13 protein-coding genes are annotated in these 14,695 nt (G+C 64.2%); 5 read left to right on the top strand and 8 right to left on the bottom strand.

Going from position 1 to position 14,695, the window contains the following annotated elements:
* Positions 1 to 204: 204 nt before the first annotated feature.
* The gene (locus NNX35_RS13630) at positions 205 to 579 is read left to right on the top strand and encodes an Hpt domain-containing protein (protein WP_255767047.1); all 375 of its coding nucleotides are present in this window, start codon (positions 205 to 207) and stop codon (positions 577 to 579) included.
* A gap of 109 nt (positions 580 to 688) precedes the next feature.
* A complete protein-coding gene (locus NNX35_RS13625; RefSeq protein ID WP_255868042.1) occupies positions 689 to 2,377 on the top strand; it encodes an ATP-binding protein in 1,689 nt (562 codons plus the stop codon).
* Between the two features lie 79 nt (positions 2,378 to 2,456).
* Here the strand turns inward: NNX35_RS13625 and NNX35_RS13620 are convergent, their stop codons facing one another.
* Entirely contained in the window at positions 2,457 to 3,272 is an 816-nt protein-coding gene (locus tag NNX35_RS13620) for a response regulator transcription factor (RefSeq protein WP_255767045.1), read from the bottom strand.
* 181 nt (positions 3,273 to 3,453) lie between these two features.
* On the opposite strand from NNX35_RS13620, the gene NNX35_RS13615 reads away from it, so the two are divergent.
* On the top strand, positions 3,454 to 5,067 hold the full coding sequence (locus NNX35_RS13615; RefSeq protein ID WP_255868041.1) for a cell wall metabolism sensor histidine kinase WalK: 1,614 nt from the start codon (positions 3,454 to 3,456) through the stop codon (positions 5,065 to 5,067).
* Positions 5,068 to 5,140: 73 nt separating this feature from the next.
* Here the strand turns inward: NNX35_RS13615 and NNX35_RS13610 are convergent, their stop codons facing one another.
* The 3 genes from NNX35_RS13610 to NNX35_RS13600 are packed head-to-tail and all read right to left on the bottom strand — an operon-like array spanning position 5,141 to position 8,430.
* On the bottom strand, positions 5,141 to 6,139 hold the full coding sequence (locus tag NNX35_RS13610) for a GDP-L-fucose synthase family protein (RefSeq protein ID WP_370647069.1): 999 nt from the start codon (positions 6,137 to 6,139) through the stop codon (positions 5,141 to 5,143).
* Positions 6,132 to 7,160 carry a GDP-mannose 4,6-dehydratase gene (gene gmd / locus NNX35_RS13605; RefSeq protein WP_255767043.1) on the bottom strand — a complete coding sequence of 343 codons (1,029 nt, stop codon included), beginning with the start codon at positions 7,158 to 7,160 and terminating at the stop codon, positions 6,132 to 6,134. Before gmd ends, NNX35_RS13610 begins: the two co-directional genes overlap by 8 nt.
* 13 nt (positions 7,161 to 7,173) lie before the next feature.
* Positions 7,174 to 8,430: a glycosyltransferase family 4 protein gene (locus NNX35_RS13600; protein WP_255868040.1), complete on the bottom strand. Its 1,257-nt coding sequence runs from the start codon at positions 8,428 to 8,430 to the stop codon at positions 7,174 to 7,176.
* A gap of 322 nt (positions 8,431 to 8,752) precedes the next feature.
* On the opposite strand from NNX35_RS13600, the gene NNX35_RS13595 reads away from it, so the two are divergent.
* Entirely contained in the window at positions 8,753 to 10,066 is a 1,314-nt protein-coding gene (locus tag NNX35_RS13595) for a UDP-glucose/GDP-mannose dehydrogenase family protein (protein WP_255767041.1), read from the top strand.
* 64 nt (positions 10,067 to 10,130) lie between these two features.
* Here the strand turns inward: NNX35_RS13595 and sufU are convergent, their stop codons facing one another.
* The gene (gene sufU, locus NNX35_RS13590; RefSeq protein ID WP_255868039.1) at positions 10,131 to 10,580 is read right to left on the bottom strand and encodes a Fe-S cluster assembly sulfur transfer protein SufU; all 450 of its coding nucleotides are present in this window, start codon (positions 10,578 to 10,580) and stop codon (positions 10,131 to 10,133) included.
* Entirely contained in the window at positions 10,581 to 11,897 is a 1,317-nt protein-coding gene (locus NNX35_RS13585) for a cysteine desulfurase (protein ID WP_370647067.1), read from the bottom strand.
* Between the two features lie 298 nt (positions 11,898 to 12,195).
* On the opposite strand from NNX35_RS13585, the gene NNX35_RS13580 reads away from it, so the two are divergent.
* Entirely contained in the window at positions 12,196 to 12,669 is a 474-nt protein-coding gene (locus NNX35_RS13580) for a VanZ family protein (protein ID WP_255767039.1), read from the top strand.
* On the opposite strand, the gene NNX35_RS13575 is transcribed toward NNX35_RS13580, so the two are convergent.
* Entirely contained in the window at positions 12,662 to 14,149 is a 1,488-nt protein-coding gene (locus tag NNX35_RS13575; protein WP_255767038.1) for a glycerophosphodiester phosphodiesterase family protein, read from the bottom strand. The two genes, NNX35_RS13580 and NNX35_RS13575, sit on opposite strands and share 8 nt — an antisense overlap.
* Positions 14,146 to 14,595: an adenylyltransferase/cytidyltransferase family protein gene (locus NNX35_RS13570; RefSeq protein WP_227924308.1), complete on the bottom strand. Its 450-nt coding sequence runs from the start codon at positions 14,593 to 14,595 to the stop codon at positions 14,146 to 14,148. The genes NNX35_RS13575 and NNX35_RS13570 overlap by 4 nt, the downstream gene beginning before the upstream one ends.
* Positions 14,596 to 14,695 lie beyond the last annotated feature (100 nt).

The raw sequence follows: 14,695 nt of genomic DNA, 5'->3' as shown, positions 1-14,695 counted from the left end.
GAGACCGTAGGACATCAGCCGGGAGTATTCGGCTGGCTTCCATCAGGCACCGAACCGCCCGACGGCGACCCCACACCGAAGGATATTTTGTTTGTCTCTCACGCCCCCGCAGCCCCCACCGGTCCGGCCACCGCGCCGGTCCGCCGCTGCACGAGTATTACCGCGGAATCGGAATGCCGCCCTGCCACTCAGGAGCGCCGGCTGATGACGCCCCAGGAAGAACTCGAGGCGCGGCTGATCTCCTTGGACCGGCTGCGGGAACTTAGCGACCAGGTTGGCGTGGAATCCTGCCGCCGGTTCGTCGCCAACTTCACATCGATGTGGGAGGGCCGGTTCACGCGCCTCCACCAGGCGGTGCAGGGCCGGGACTTCGACGCCGCCATGGATGTGGTCCTCAGCATCAAGATTTCCAGCCATATGGCCGGAGCTGAACGGCTCTCGGCCCTTGGCGCTGCTGCGCAGGACCTCGTAGCACGCCGCGATTTGCGGGGCCTCGAGGAGATGGTGACCGCTGTCCGCACCTGCGGCGCCGAAACCATGGCCTATCTGAACGAGTCAGACCTGTTTTCCGCCGCCTAAGTCCCGCTCCCACCATCCCGCCCGCCGTGCCATGGGAGTGAGCGCGGTCACGCCCGCCACATACCACCGGTATCGTTAGACCCTGTTGTGTTTTACGAGGGGGTCACGCGTGTCGCGGTTGTCGCAGTCGACGCTGAAGTTTTTCGGCATTTCGTCCCAATTCCACGAGCTTCCGCTGCGGTACCGGACCGCAGTGAGCCAGGCCCCGCTGGTCGTCGTGGTGGCGCTGATCTGCGCGGTTGCCGCCTGGCAGTTGCCGGAGGTCTTCCACCGCCGGGAATTCGTGGCCGGACTGGTCACACTGGCCGTTGCCACCGCCGTATGCATCACCCTTCCCTGGAACCGGCTCTGGTATCCGTCCTACTGGATCATCCCGCTGCTTGACTTCGTGGCCATCGCCCAACTCCAGCACGGCAGCACCGGCATCCTTAACGGGCTGAGCCTCCTCCACGTGTTTCCCGTGTTCTGGATGTCCTGGTCCCGCGTCTCCCCGCCGGCCGCCCGGTACCTGAGCTTTTTCTGCCCCCTGCTGTCCGTATGGCACCCCTTCATCCTGGGCACGTCCGGCCCGGTCAGCGGTGCGGACCTCTCCGCCCCCCTACTCGTTCCCCTGGTCAGCCTTGGCGTCGCGATCACCGTGTCCGTGCTGCGCGAAGACATCCGTTCCCAGCGCGAAACGCTGGAGAACAAGGACCGGCTGCTCGAGGCCGCGCTGGCGGAGAGCAAACGGCAATCCCAACAGCTCGACGGGGTGCTGAACGCCATCAACGTCGGTGTCCTCCTGGTGGACGAGGACGGCGTGCCGCGGCATATGAACCGCCGCCAGCGGATGCTGCAGGAACGTGCACTGCCCCCGGGCACGGTCCACCCGCATGAACGCGATCTGTTCCTCTACACAGTTGACCGCACTACTCCCGTGCCCTTCGATCAGCGTCCCGTTGCCCGCGCCCTGCGCGGCTCGGACTTCAGCGACCTGCAGCTGTGGCTGGGTCCGCCCGGCAGCCAGATGGCAATGAACGTCTCGGGGGCCGTACTGCGCAATGACGACGGCGGTTTCAACGGTGCGGTGATCGTTTTCTCCGATGTCACGGCCATGGTTGGTGCGCTGGCTGCCAAGGACGACTTCGTGGCCAGTGTCTCGCACGAACTGCGAACTCCGCTGACGTCGATCATGGGCTACCTGGACCTGGCCCTGGACGAGGCAGAAGAGACCGGGCTGCAGGGCACCATTCCCGGATCAATGCGGGTGGCCCTGCGCAACAGCGAGCGGCTGCTCCGGCTGGTGTCGGATCTGCTCACAGCGGCCTCGGGCACCGTTCAGCTGGAATCCCGGCCCATGTGCCTGGCGGAGATCATCCGCAACAGCCTCCGCACGGCGGAAACCCGTGCACGGGAGGCCGGCGTCGATCTGGTCAACGATGCCCCGGCGAAGCTCCCGATGTTCGCGGACCCGCACCGTATCGCGCAGGTACTGGACAACCTGCTTTCCAACGCAGTCAAATACTCCCCCGACGGCGGCACGGTCACGGTCAGTGCGTGGCGCGAAGGGGACCGTGCGGTCTTCCGTGTGTCGGATACGGGCATGGGTATGACCGCGGACGATGTGGATGATGTCTTCGAGAAGTTCTTCCGGACCGGCACGGTTCGGCAGGCGGGCATCCCCGGAGTCGGGCTCGGCATGGCCATCAGCAAGGACATCGCCGAGGCCCACGGCGGCAGCATCCGGGTCGAGAGCACGCTGGGCCGCGGCACCAGCTTTACCGTCGAGCTCCCTGCCGGCGTGCCGGCGCTCGCTTAGCAACGCCGCCGGTACTCACGCCGGCCCAGGGCCCGTGGGCTCGGAGGGCCCGTGGGCTCGAGGGCCGGGACCCTGCCGGTCAGGCCTGCGGAGCCAGGCGGTAGCCGACGCCGCGTACGGTTTCGAGCCAGCGCGGCGCCTTGGAATCGTCCCCGAGTTTGCGGCGCAAATTGCCCACGTGCACTTCCACGGTCCGCTCATCGGCGTCACTGATGAAGGATCCGGTGTCATACTCCTCGCCCCGCAGCCGCCGGACCAGGTCGGTTTTAGTCCGTACCAGGCGGCCGCCCTCAAGGAGCGCCTGCAACAGGTCGAACTCAGTGCGGGTCAGCTCTACGCCCTTGCCGTTGATTTCGGTGGTGCGCGTCCCCGGGTTCAGGGTCAAACCGTTGTGGGCAAGCGTGCCCGGGGCCGCTGCGGGAGCCGGAGGCTGCACCGCTGCTGCGGAGGGGGTTCCCTGGCTTCCGCCGAGGGAGGAAGGAGCATCAGCGGACACGGGCGTCTCGCCTTCGCCTGCAGACTCTCCACGGGGACGGCGGAGCATGGCTGAAATCCGGGCCCGCAGTTCCCGGGGCCGGAAGGGCTTGGTGATGTAGTCGTCGGCGCCGGCTTCCAGCCCCATAAGGGTGTCGAGCTCCTCAGCCCGGGCGGTGAGCATCACGATGTAGGCATCGCTGAACTGCCGCAGCTGCCGGATTACCTCAAACCCGTCAATGTCCGGAAGACCCAGGTCCAACGTGACGACAGTGGGATTATGCAGCCGCACTGCCTCAACACCTTCGGAGCCGTTCGGAGCAGTAAAGACGTTGAAACCTGATTGCTGCAGAACTGCGTTAAGAAGATCGCGGATATCTGCATCATCCTCGATGATGACGGCTACACGTTGAATTTCCATGTTTTTGTTTTTTCCTGTCCTGCGAGACCTTCTGAATCCCCGCTCCCCTTGCTCGGTATCCTACAGGAGCACCCCTATACTCTGAGCTACCACTACAGGAATCCGGGGGTTCCCTTTTTTCATGTCCAGTCTCAAAGACCGAGTGGCCACGCTTCCTGGTATCAAATCGCAGTTTAATGAATTGAGTCTTCGGCGCCGGCTGCTGGTAAGCCAGCAGCCGTTGCTGATATCGGTTGGCATAGCGATCGTGATTACCGCCGTGGTGGCCCCGGATGTATTACGCAGCCACAGTTTTCAATTCGCACTGGTGCTCCTTGCCGCTCTGACTTTGGCATGCGTGGTTGTCCCGTGGGAACGGTATCCCCCGTTGGCCTATTGGTGCATCCCCGTCCTGGACTTCGCTGTTGTGGGCGGCCTCTATTACGAGGGCCGCAACTCAGTGATCGGACTTAGTTTCCTGGCAGTCTTCCCCGTTTTCTGGATGGCCTGGTCCGGTGCTGCTCCGCGCAGGGCATGGCTACTCAGCTATGTCTGCACCACGATGCTGCTGTGGGCACCACTGTTCACGCAGGCGGGCGGTTTCCCCGCCCGGGAGGATCTGGTGGCCCCCCTCCTCATCCCGTTCGTCATGTTTGCCATGGGCGTGGTGATCTCGACGATGGAATCGGATACCACGTCCCAGCAGAAGCGGCTTGTGGCGATTGAAACCGAGCTGCAGGCCAGCCTGCGGGAGACCCGCCGACGCTCGCAGTTGCTGGACGCCGTGCTGGAAACGGTCGATGTGGGCGTGATGGCGGTGGATGCTGCGGGCCGGACCATCCTGATGAACAGCCGCCAGCGGATCAACCATGCGTTGGCCGGTCTCCACGACGGAGCAGACACGGGCAGCGATGCCCGGATTTACGGCCTGGACCAGCTCACGCCGGTGCCCCTGGCGCAAAGGCCTTCGCAGCGGGCCATGCGCGAAGAATCTTTTTCGGACGTCATTGTCTGGGTTGGAACCGGGGAGCGGCAGCGTGCCCTCGCCGTCTGTGCCCGTGCCATGCACGAACAGGGAGAATTCGCCGGCTCCGTGCTGGCCTACAGCGATGTCACGGAAATGGTCAATGCACTCAATGCCCGGGAGGATTTTGTTTCCAGTGTCTCCCACGAGCTGCGGACCCCGCTGACCTCGATCATCGGCTACCTCGACCTCGTCGTTGATGACGAAGAGACCGCCGGCCTTCCGGGGCACCTCGTGAACGCCCTGCAGGTGGCCCAGCGCAACGCCGAGCGGCTGCTGCTGCTGGTGGCCGACCTGCTGACCACCGCCTCCGGAACCATGCACCTGCAACGCTCCGAAACCGATGTCGCCGAATTGGTGAGTGTGGCCTTGGACTCCGCGCGGCCCAGAGCCACCGCCATCGGCGTGGACCTCGGCTGTGACTGCGAAGCGGAACTGCGTGCGTCGGTGGACCCGGCCCGGATCTCCCAGGTGCTGGACAACCTGCTCTCCAACGCCATCAAATACTCCCCCGACGGCGGCAAGGTCACCGTTCGCTCCCGGATGGAGGAAGGAAACCTGGTCTTGGAGGTGGAGGACACCGGTATCGGCATGAGCGAGGCCGATCAGCGGGACGTGTTCACCAAGTTCTTCCGCACCGGCCAGGTGAAGAAAGCGGCCATCCCGGGCGTGGGCCTGGGACTCGTCATCACCAAGTCGATCGTGGAAGCCCACGGCGGGCGGATCTCGTTCAGCTCGGTGCTCGGTGCGGGGAGCACGTTCCGGGTGGAGCTGCCCGGATCCGGAAACTAACCTTCGCCGGACATAAGTCACCCGTCCTGGCCGTCCCTGGGACCGCGCCGGTTTTGGCAGGTTCGTGCCGAGCCTAGCCGCGCAGTGAGGTGAGATGGCTCCGATACCAGGACACTGTGTCCCGAATGCCGTCCTCGAAGGGGATCTGTGCGGTCCAGCCGGTGGCAGCCAGCTTGGAGACGTCGAGTAGCTTTTGCGGGGTGCCGTCGGGTTTCGAGGCATCCCACTCCACGGACCCGTTGTAGCCCACGGCGTCGGCGACAAGTTCGGCGAGTTCCTTGATCGTGAGGTCTGACCCCGTTCCCACGTTCACCTGCTGCGGTCCGTCATAATGCTCCAAGAGGTGGAGGCAGGCAGCAGCCATGTCGTCGACATGCAGGAATTCACGCCGGGGCGAACCTGTACCCCAGTTGGTCACGGTGCTCAATCCCTGTTGCGCCGCCTCGTCATAGCGGCGGATGAGACCCGGAAGGACATGGGATCCTTCCGGCGAAAAGTTATCCCCCGGACCGTAAAGGCTGGTGGGCATCGCTGAAATCCAGGGCAGCCCGTCCTGGCGGCGGACGGCCTGGATGTGCATGATTCCGGCGATCTTCGCGATCGCATATGCGTCGTTGGTGGGTTCGAGATGCCCCGTCAGAAGCGAATCCTCCGAAATGGGCTGCTCGGCAAACTTGGGGTATATGCAGGAAGATCCCAGGAAAAGAAGACGTTCCACGCCCTGTTCGCGTGCGGCGTCCAGCACATTGATCTGGATCTGCAGGTTCTCGGTCAGGAAGTCCACCGGGTACGTATTGTTGGCGAGGATGCCTCCCACCTTCGCTGCCGCCAGGACCACATAGCGGGGCGTGGTCTCCGCAAAGTATTCGAAGACGGCCGGGCGATCCTTCAGATCCAGTTCACTGGAGGTCCGGCCCAGGAGATTCGAGAAACCTGCGGATTCGAGGTTGCGCCAAATGGCCGAGCCTACGAGTCCACGGTGTCCAGCGACGTAGAAGGGAGCGTTGCGGTCGAGTTTGCCGGGCTCGAAGCCCGTGTTGTCTGCCATTGAGTGCTGCGCCACGTCAGTCATTCCAAGACTCGAGGTTCACGGTATCGACCCAATTACGGCCCGAGTGCTTGAGCATTTCGGTGTCAGCATCCACCATGATGCGGGCGAGATCGGGAGTATGTACCGTGGCTTTCCACCCAAGCTTCTCCTGTGCCTTGGAGGCATCACCAACGAGTGCGTCAACCTCCGTGGGCCGAAGATACCGTTCATCGAACTTCACGTGTTCTTCCCATTCGAGCCCTGCGTGTTCGAAGGCGATGGTGAGGAAGTCCCTCACGGTGTAGTTTCCACCGGTGGCCAGCACAAAATCCTCGGGCTCGTCCGCCTGCAGCATGCGCCACATGCCCTCCACGTATTCCGCGGCGTAGCCCCAGTCACGGATGGCGTCCAGGTTACCCATGTACAGGTACCGCTGCTGCCCGGCCTTGATGGCGGCTACGGCGCGGGAAATCTTACGGGTGACGAATGTTTCGCCGCGGCGGGGGGATTCGTGGTTGAAAAGAACTCCGTTCACCGCGTACATGCCATAGGCCTCGCGGTAGTTCTTCGTGATCCAGTAGCTGTATACCTTCGCGGCGCCGTACGGCGACCGTGGATAAAACGGAGTATCCTCGTTCTGCGGCGGCGGAGTAGCGCCGAACATTTCCGACGAGGATGCCTGGTAATACCTGGTGTCTATTCCAGTGAGGCGCACTGCCTCGAGGAGCCGAACCGAACCCATGCCCGTGGTGTCCGCCGTATGTTCGGGTTCGTCAAAGGACACACGGACATGGGACTGGGCGGCGAGGTTGTAGACCTCATCCGGCCGCAGGCCGGCGAGCAGCGTCGCCAGGCGCGACCCGTCGCTGAGGTCCCCGTAGTGCAGGAAGAGTTTTGCCTCCGGGTCGTGCGGATCCACGTAAAGGTGGTCCACCCGGGAGGTATTGAATGTCGAGGCGCGGCGGATAAGCCCGTGCACCTCATATCCCTTCCTCAGCAGAAGCTCCGCAAGGTAGGAGCCGTCCTGCCCGGTGATTCCTGTAATGAGTGCGCGCTTAACCAAAACAATCCCCCGATTACTTAATGCGTTCCTTTTGATGGTGGGCAGTGAGATGCATGAGATACGAACCATACTTAGCGACGGCGTGCTCCTCAGACAATGTCGTCTCCATAAAACGGCGGCCGTTTTCAGCAAAACGGAGCCCTTGTTCCTTGTTTGCCGCCATTGCCTCTGCGCCGCGGACAAGATCAACCGGGCTCCCTGCAGCCACTCGCATACCCGCCTGCGCGGTAGCGATTTCCTCGGCCGTGACGCTGTCCTTGTCGGTAGCGGCCAGTATGGGAACACCGGAGCTGAAATATGACGTCAATTTGCTGGGCACGGACATCTCCCGGACGCCCGGCAGTTCATTGACCAGGAGGACGTCCGCGGCGGCGAGGGCTTCCTGGAATCGATTACCGGGAAGTGAATCCACAAATTCGATCTGACCAACGCCCTGCGCGAGTTGTTCAAGCCGGCTCCGCTGGTTGCCGTCGCCGACCAATACGAAACGGACGGCACTACCCTCGCGAGAGGCAACGCGGGCTGCCTCCACCACGTTCTCCAGCCCCTGTTTGGCGCCCATATTCCCTGCATGAAGGACAACCACGTCGTCCGGCGACCATCCGAACGAGGCACGGGAAGCAGCGCGGTCCTCAAGGTTAAACGGCTTGAGGTGTGTCCAGTTACGGACGACTTCCACTCGGTCGGGGTCCACTCCGAGTTGCCCGGTCACGTAATGGCGAAAGCGCTCATGAACGACCACAACACGGTCGGCTGATCGCAGTATTTTCGATTCAACCCATTCCATGACCTTGCTGACTGCGGAACCGGAGGTTCCGGTCTCCGTAATGCCCAGGCTGTAGAGATCGTGCACCCAGATGAGGACGGGGGGCTTGGCCGGGGCCATGCGTGCTCGGAGCAGGGCGATCCCCGTGGCGAAAAGGGCTGGGCTAACGAGGATGACCGCGCTCTGCGGGCCCCAGCGTGCAAAGGCCAGTCGAAGGCCAAAAGAAAGCTCCATACAGAGCCTTGCGAAGCTCCGAGGCCTGGCAGGGACGAGATGGTTTAACCGTCGAACGGGTACGCCCCCGATTGCTTCAGAGATACTCCATCCCTTGTATCCCGGCCGCCGCCGCCACTCCGGGTAATGCGGATAGCCCGTAAGTACGCTTACTCGGTAACCCTTATCGGAAAGTCCGGTAGCCAACCCAGAGATATATGGCGCGTTGCCGGATGGCTCGGGGCTGTAATTCAAGCCCGCAATGAGTATTTTTGGGTTAGTTGGAATCACATGGGGAGACTAGCAGTCGGATGAGACCTAAACGATGGATTGAATTTCATTTAGTACTCGAAGCCGCAATGCGTGGTTGGGTGCCCTTTTATGAAAAACAAGTGTTTATGTGAGTACCGGAAATGCATGCAGTAGGTGATTTCTTCCGTAACCATCGCTCGCCGCACCCCCCAACCAACCGTTCAGCTGCCGCTCTCGGCGGCCCACCCGCAGAAAGCAAGGGCTACCGGCCTCGTGCAGCCAACAGTCCCGGGTTCCGTGCGCACACGGCTCAAGGGATAGGCTGGTAGCCGTCTTCCGCTATCGAACCTTTGGGGTAACAGTGCGTCTCTCGGTTATTGGCTGCGGCTACCTGGGCGCCGTCCACGCGGTTTCCATGGCCCGGCTTGGACATAACGTTGTGGGGATCGACGTCGACACCGCAAGGATCGCGGACCTCGCCGCGGGCCGGGCGCCGTTCTTCGAGCCCCGCCTGCCTGAGCTCCTTGCGGAAGGGCTGGAGAGTGGCCGCCTGAGGTTCAGCAGCGACCTGGCGGACGCCGCCGGCGCTGACGTCCATTTCGTCTGCGTGGGCACGCCCCAGCGCAAAGGCGAGTACGCCGCGGACATGCGGTACGTGGACGCGGCAGTCGCCGGCCTGGCGCCGTATCTGGCGCCCGGCAACATAGTGGCCGGCAAGTCCACCGTCCCGGTGGGCACCGCCGCACGGCTGGCCGATCAGCTGGCCGAAGCCGCGCCGGAAGCGATCCTGGCCTGGAATCCGGAATTCCTGCGCGAGGGTCACGCCGTCCAGGACACGTTAACCCCTGACCGCTTTGTCTACGGTGTTCCCGACGACGCGGCGGGAGCCGCCGCCGTCGCGGCGCTGGACGAGGTTTATTCCACACCTTTATCCGCCGGCACCCCTCGCATGGTGGTGGACTATGCCACGGCGGAACTGGTCAAGACCGCGGCCAATTCCTTCCTGGCCACCAAGATCAGCTTCATCAACGCCATGGCGGAGGTCTGCGAGGCGTCGGGTGCGGATGTCACGGCCCTGGCCGACGCCATCGGCATGGACGAACGCATCGGACGGAGCTTCCTGAATGCCGGCGTCGGGTTCGGCGGCGGCTGCCTGCCCAAGGATATCCGTGCGTTCATGGCACGGGCCGGGGAACTGGGTGCCGACCAGGCACTGACCTTCCTGCGCGAGGTGGACGCCATCAATATGCGCCGCCGTTCCAAGGTTGTCGAAATGACACGCGAAATCTGCGGCGGCTCCCTCCTGGGCAAGCGGGTGACCATCCTGGGCGCCGCCTTCAAGCCGGAGAGCGACGACGTACGCGACTCCCCTGCCCTGAGCGCCGCGGCCCAGATGCAGCTTCAGGGTGCCACCGTGACCGTGGCCGACCCCCAGGCCCTGCAGAACGCGAAGGGCCGCTTCCCCGAACTGAACTACGAGCCCGTCACCGGGAATGCGCTGCTGGGGGCCCATGCCGTGGTGCTGCTGACCGAGTGGAAGGAATACCGGTCCCTCGACCCGGAAGCCACCGGGACCCTCGTTGCGGATCGGAACATCATTGACGGCCGCAACGTCCTCGACCCGGCCGCCTGGCGGGGCGCCGGTTGGAACTACCGCGGCATGGGCCGGCCCTAACCGCCCGGGAGCCCGTTAGTCGTCCGGTCCGGCAGCCGCACGAGGTCGCACGAGGCCGGACGCCTCAGTTTGCCGCCAGCAGCGCTTCTTCCAAGGCAACCCAGGCGAGCATGGCGCACTTGACCCGCGCCGGGTAGCGGGCCACGCCTGCAAAGGCCGCGGCGTCGCCGAGCACTTCCTCATCCGGTTCAACACTGCCCCGCGAACGCATCAGCGTCCGGAACTCGTCCACCAGCGAGAGGACTTCGTCCCGCTCCAGGCCGGCCGCGAGTTCCGTCAGCACAGAAGCGGACGCCATCGAGATGGAGCAACCCTGTCCTTCCCAGCTGATGCCGTGCACGGTGGAACCGTCGACGGCGGCCCGCAGGGTGATCTCATCGCCGCAGGTGGGGTTCAACTGGTGGGACTCCCCCGAAGCCAGCCCGTCCGGGGCCGCTGCCAAGCCGTCGCCGCGGCGCCGCTTGGCGTGTTCCAGGATGATCTGCTGGTAGAGCTGCTGCAGGTCCGAACTCATTTACTTCACTCCAAAGAACGGACGGACGCCGGCCACTGCGGCTAGGAACGCGTCAACGTCGTCCGTGGTGTTGTAGAGGTACGTACTGGCACGAGTGGTGGAGACCAGCCCCAGCCTGCGGTGCAGCGGCTGGGCGCAGTGGTGTCCCACGCGCACGGCAATCCCCTGGTCATCCAGGAACTGGCCTACGTCGTGGGAGTGGACGCCGGCGACGTCGAACGCCGCCAGGCCGATCCGTTCCACACCGGCTTTCGGACCCAGCACTCGGATCCCGTCAATCTGCTCCAGGCCCTCTACCAGGCGCTGGCCAAGCGTGGCTTCCCAGGCGTGGATGCGGTCCATCCCGGTCTCGGTGAGGTAGTTCGCTGCCGTACCCAGGGCCATAGCCTGCGAGATCCGCTGCGTTCCGGCCTCGAAACGCTGGGGTGCGGGCAGGTACGCGGCCTTTTCCATCGTCACCGTGGTGATCATGGACCCGCCGGTGAGGAACACCGGCATGGCATCCAGCAGCTCGGCCTTGCCGTAGAGGGCGCCGATGCCCGTGGGCCCGAGCATCTTGTGCCCGGAGAAGACCAGGAAGTCGACGTCGAGCGCCTTCACGTCCACCGGCAGGTGCGGCACGGACTGGCATGCATCCAGCACCACCAGGGCGCCATGGCGGTGTGCCATGGCCACCAGGGTCTCCACCGGGTTGATGGTGCCGAGCACGTTGGAGGCATGGCTGAACGCCAGGATCCTGGTGCGCGGCCCGATGATGAGCTCGGCCTCCTCGAGCCGCAGCGCGCCGTCGTCGTCCACCGGAATGTAGCGCAGAGTTGCGCCGGTGCGGGCCGCAAGCTCCTGCCACGGGATCAGGTTGGCGTGGTGCTCCATTTCGGTGACGACTATTTCGTCCCCGGGTTTCAACGCGAACCGGGCTGCAGCTTCTCCCCCTCGGCCCAGGGAAGCGTTGGAGAAGGAGTAGGCCAGCAGGTTCAGGCCTTCGGTGGCGTTGGAGGTCCACACCAGCTCATTGGGACGGGCGTTAATGAAGGCCGCCACCGTTTCGCGGGCCTGCTCGTAGACGTCGGTGGCGGCGACGGCAAGGGTGTGGGCGCCGCGGTGGACCGCGGAATTGCGCTGCTCGTAGAACTCCTGCTCGGCTTCGATGACACTCAGCGGGTTCTGGGAGGTGGCACCCGAGTCAAGGTAGACCAGCCGGTGCCCGTTGACCTCCTGGTCGAGGATCGGGAAGTCGTTGCGGATGCGCAGCACTTCGGCGTTGTCCATGGGCCCGGTTGCCGGGCGCAACGTTGCGGGGGTAGTCACCACAGGCACGTTCGTTACTCCTCTGCTGGCGGCGTCCTGCATTACGCAAGACAAATCTTCCCTAATCGTCCCACGCAGCAGGGGGCAATGCATCTGAGTCTGGCCTAAGTTCCGTTCGTCCCTGGGCGAAATACTACAAACCCAGCGGCAGCCCTTGGGCACCGGGCCGTACGACGGCGATGCGCCGGACGGTGCCGCCGCAGGAGTAGGTAAGGCCAGCACAAAACCGGGTATGGGCCCGCGTTAAGGTTCCGCCTCCCAACCGGTAGCTTTCCAGCCAAAGACGTTTGGACAGCCGGGAAGGAACATGCGCAGGAAATCCACCGAGCGCCCTCCGAGCTACCGGATCCGCCGGGCAGCCAAAGCTGCTGCCGCCGTGGTGCTTGCAGCCGGCATTCTTGCGGTGGTCCTGTGGCCTACACCGGTCGACCGCCCGTTGTACGGGAGGCTGCTGAGGGCCCTGCAGCGGCTCGAGGAGCTGGGCCTGCCCGGGTTGAGCTACGCCGTCCTCGAGGCCTCCGCAAACGTGGCGCTCTTCGTGCCGCTTGGTTTCATGGCGGCCCGCCTTATGGCACCGCAGCGGTGGTGGATCGCTTTGTTGATCTGCACCGTGCTGTCCGGAACCGGCGAACTGGCCCAGGAGCTGTTCCTGCCCGAGCGGGTGGGCAACGCGAGGGACGTCCTGTTCAACTGCGCCGGCGCGCTGGCCGGGATCGGGATGGCCGCGTTGCTGCGGCGGGGTGCGCGGCGGGGTGTGCGGCCGGAACTGCCGATCAGGTGATTGCCACATTGCGGAACTCCACCGGGAAATCCCCGGCATAGTTGCGGGTGAGGCTGAAGTAACCGCCGCGGTAGCTGCGTTCGACAGCCATGCCTGCCCATCCGGAGCTGTCCCGGCGGGAGAAGCGCAGGCTGTCGGGGGCTATCTCGACTCTAAACGAGAGCCATTCGCCGGATTTGGCCGGCTCGGTCTCCAGGACGGCGAGCCGCAGGCCGTTTGGTTCGCCTGAATGGCGCAGCAGCAGTGCCATTTCCCCGTTCGGCCGGAACACGAGGTGGTAGCCGCCCACCTCGCTCGGTATCAGCACCCGGTAGGGCAGGTCGTTATCCTGCCCGAACGCCAGGCCGGCGTGCCCTTCGACGCCGGGAAGCTGTCCCGGCCAGCGCATCTCGAACTCAATGCTGTACACGTCCTGCTCCACCGGCCCCATGGACCCCATCCGGTAGCTGCTGTTCACCGGGGCGTGGAGCCGAAGCACCCCTTCGTCCGCGTCCAATTGCGGCTGCACGTCCCACCCTTGTTTCACTGTCCAGGGGAGGTCCCCGGCTGCCCGGAGACCATCCCCGAAGCGATCGGCGGTCTCCGGCGAGGTCCGGACCGACAGATAGGGAACGTTGGCACTCATGAGCCCCGCGACTCCAAGCCCGATCAGCCGGTCCCGCTCCGCCCGGGAGTGGACCTCCCAGCAGATCACCGGCTTCCCCGTTGCCACCGCGGCGGTGATCTCCGCGTCCGTGGCGAGGGTGTTGATTCCCAGGAACGTGAACCGCTCAGAGTTATCCGGCAGCAAGGACATCTGTTCCTCGGTGAAGTAGCCCCAGCTGTCGTATCCCCGCTCGGTCACCGCACGAATCTGCTTTGCAACTGCGGACTGCTTCCAGATGATGTGCCGGCGCGAATCCGGATAGGTGTCCATCAAGTCCAGGAGGGCTTTGGTGTTGGTGCCCTGCTTGTCCTCGAGGAAGATCACATGCGTGCCGGCGAACGCGTCCAGGACCTCCTGCAGCCGGGGAATCGGTTCCACCGGCATGTGCGGGCCCAGCCACGGCCGGGCGTCGACGCGCAGCCGCGACAGGTCTTTCCAGGTCGTATCGCCAATGACCAGGTTCTGCCCGGTGGTTCTTCCGGTATCGATGTCGTGATGACAGACCAGGGTGCCGTCCGCCGTCGAGCACACCGAAACTTCCAGGGCCGGAGCCCCGGCACGGGCCGCTTCCCGGTAGGCAGTCATTGTGTGTTCGGGCCAGTTGTCCCAGGATCCGCGGTGGGCCACTTGGAAGGGATGCGAATCGAAGAGTGAGCGCACCGTGTGCACCTGGGCTGCCGCGGGGGTCTCTTCGGAGGCACCGGCGTCCGGATCCACGTCCTTGGGCATGCATCCGGCCAAGGCCAGGCCGATGGTTCCCAAGGCCAATACGCTGCGGCGGCTCGGCCCGGAGGGCGCCGGGGCGCCCAGGCCGGGAGTGCCGCGGTGTTTCATGCGTTCAGGGCAGAGTCGCCGGGTAAACCGGTGATTGCGCTCAGCGCGCGGCGCAGCATCGTAGAAGAGGTGGTTGCCGTATACGGCAGGTAGACGACTTCGACACCGATCAGCTTCATATCCCGTTCCAGACGTACGCCCTTCGGTGTGCCCCGCCAGTCGTCGCCTTTGAAGAAAACGTTGAATCCGACTTCGCGCCACGTCTCGGCCTTATTCACGTGTTCATCCACCACCACGGCGTCCACGAACCGGATACTGCGCACGATCTCCAGCCGCTCGGCCAGCGGAACCACCGGGGTGGTGCCTTTAAGCCGCTGGGACATTTCCGCCGAAGCGACGCCGGCGATAAGGAAATCACACCGGTCCCGGGCCTCACGCAGCAGGTTCAAATGGCCGATATGGAAGAGATCGTAGACGCCCGAGGCGTAACCGACTTTTACAGGCATGACCTATGGACCCCCAGCTGCGACAGTGACTTTCCGGCTTATCTTCCAGTCCCGGGAACCGGCGGTAAAGGGCATTTTTCGGCTTCGAGTAACCTCACTG

Source organism: Arthrobacter sp. zg-Y844, assembly GCF_024385465.1.
Taxonomy (GTDB): Bacteria; Actinomycetota; Actinomycetes; order Actinomycetales; family Micrococcaceae; genus Arthrobacter_B.
Note: the sequence above shows the minus strand (reverse complement) of the source record. Positions and strands in the feature narration are given on the sequence as shown.

Excerpts from the sequence above, each read along its gene's own strand:
- NNX35_RS13630 (WP_255767047.1), top strand. The coding sequence starts at position 205 with ATGACGCCCCAGGAAGAACTCGAGGCGCGGCTGATCTCCTTGGACCGG.
- NNX35_RS13620 (WP_255767045.1), bottom strand. The coding sequence starts at position 3,272 with ATGGAAATTCAACGTGTAGCCGTCATCATCGAGGATGATGCAGATATC.
- NNX35_RS13610 (WP_370647069.1), bottom strand. The coding sequence starts at position 6,139 with ATGACTGACGTGGCGCAGCACTCAATGGCAGACAACACGGGCTTCGAG.
- sufU (WP_255868039.1), bottom strand. The coding sequence starts at position 10,580 with ATGAGTTCGGACCTGCAGCAGCTCTACCAGCAGATCATCCTGGAACAC.
- NNX35_RS13580 (WP_255767039.1), top strand. The coding sequence starts at position 12,196 with ATGCGCAGGAAATCCACCGAGCGCCCTCCGAGCTACCGGATCCGCCGG.
- NNX35_RS13575 (WP_255767038.1), bottom strand. The coding sequence starts at position 14,149 with ATGAAACACCGCGGCACTCCCGGCCTGGGCGCCCCGGCGCCCTCCGGG.
- NNX35_RS13570 (WP_227924308.1), bottom strand. The coding sequence starts at position 14,595 with ATGCCTGTAAAAGTCGGTTACGCCTCGGGCGTCTACGATCTCTTCCAT.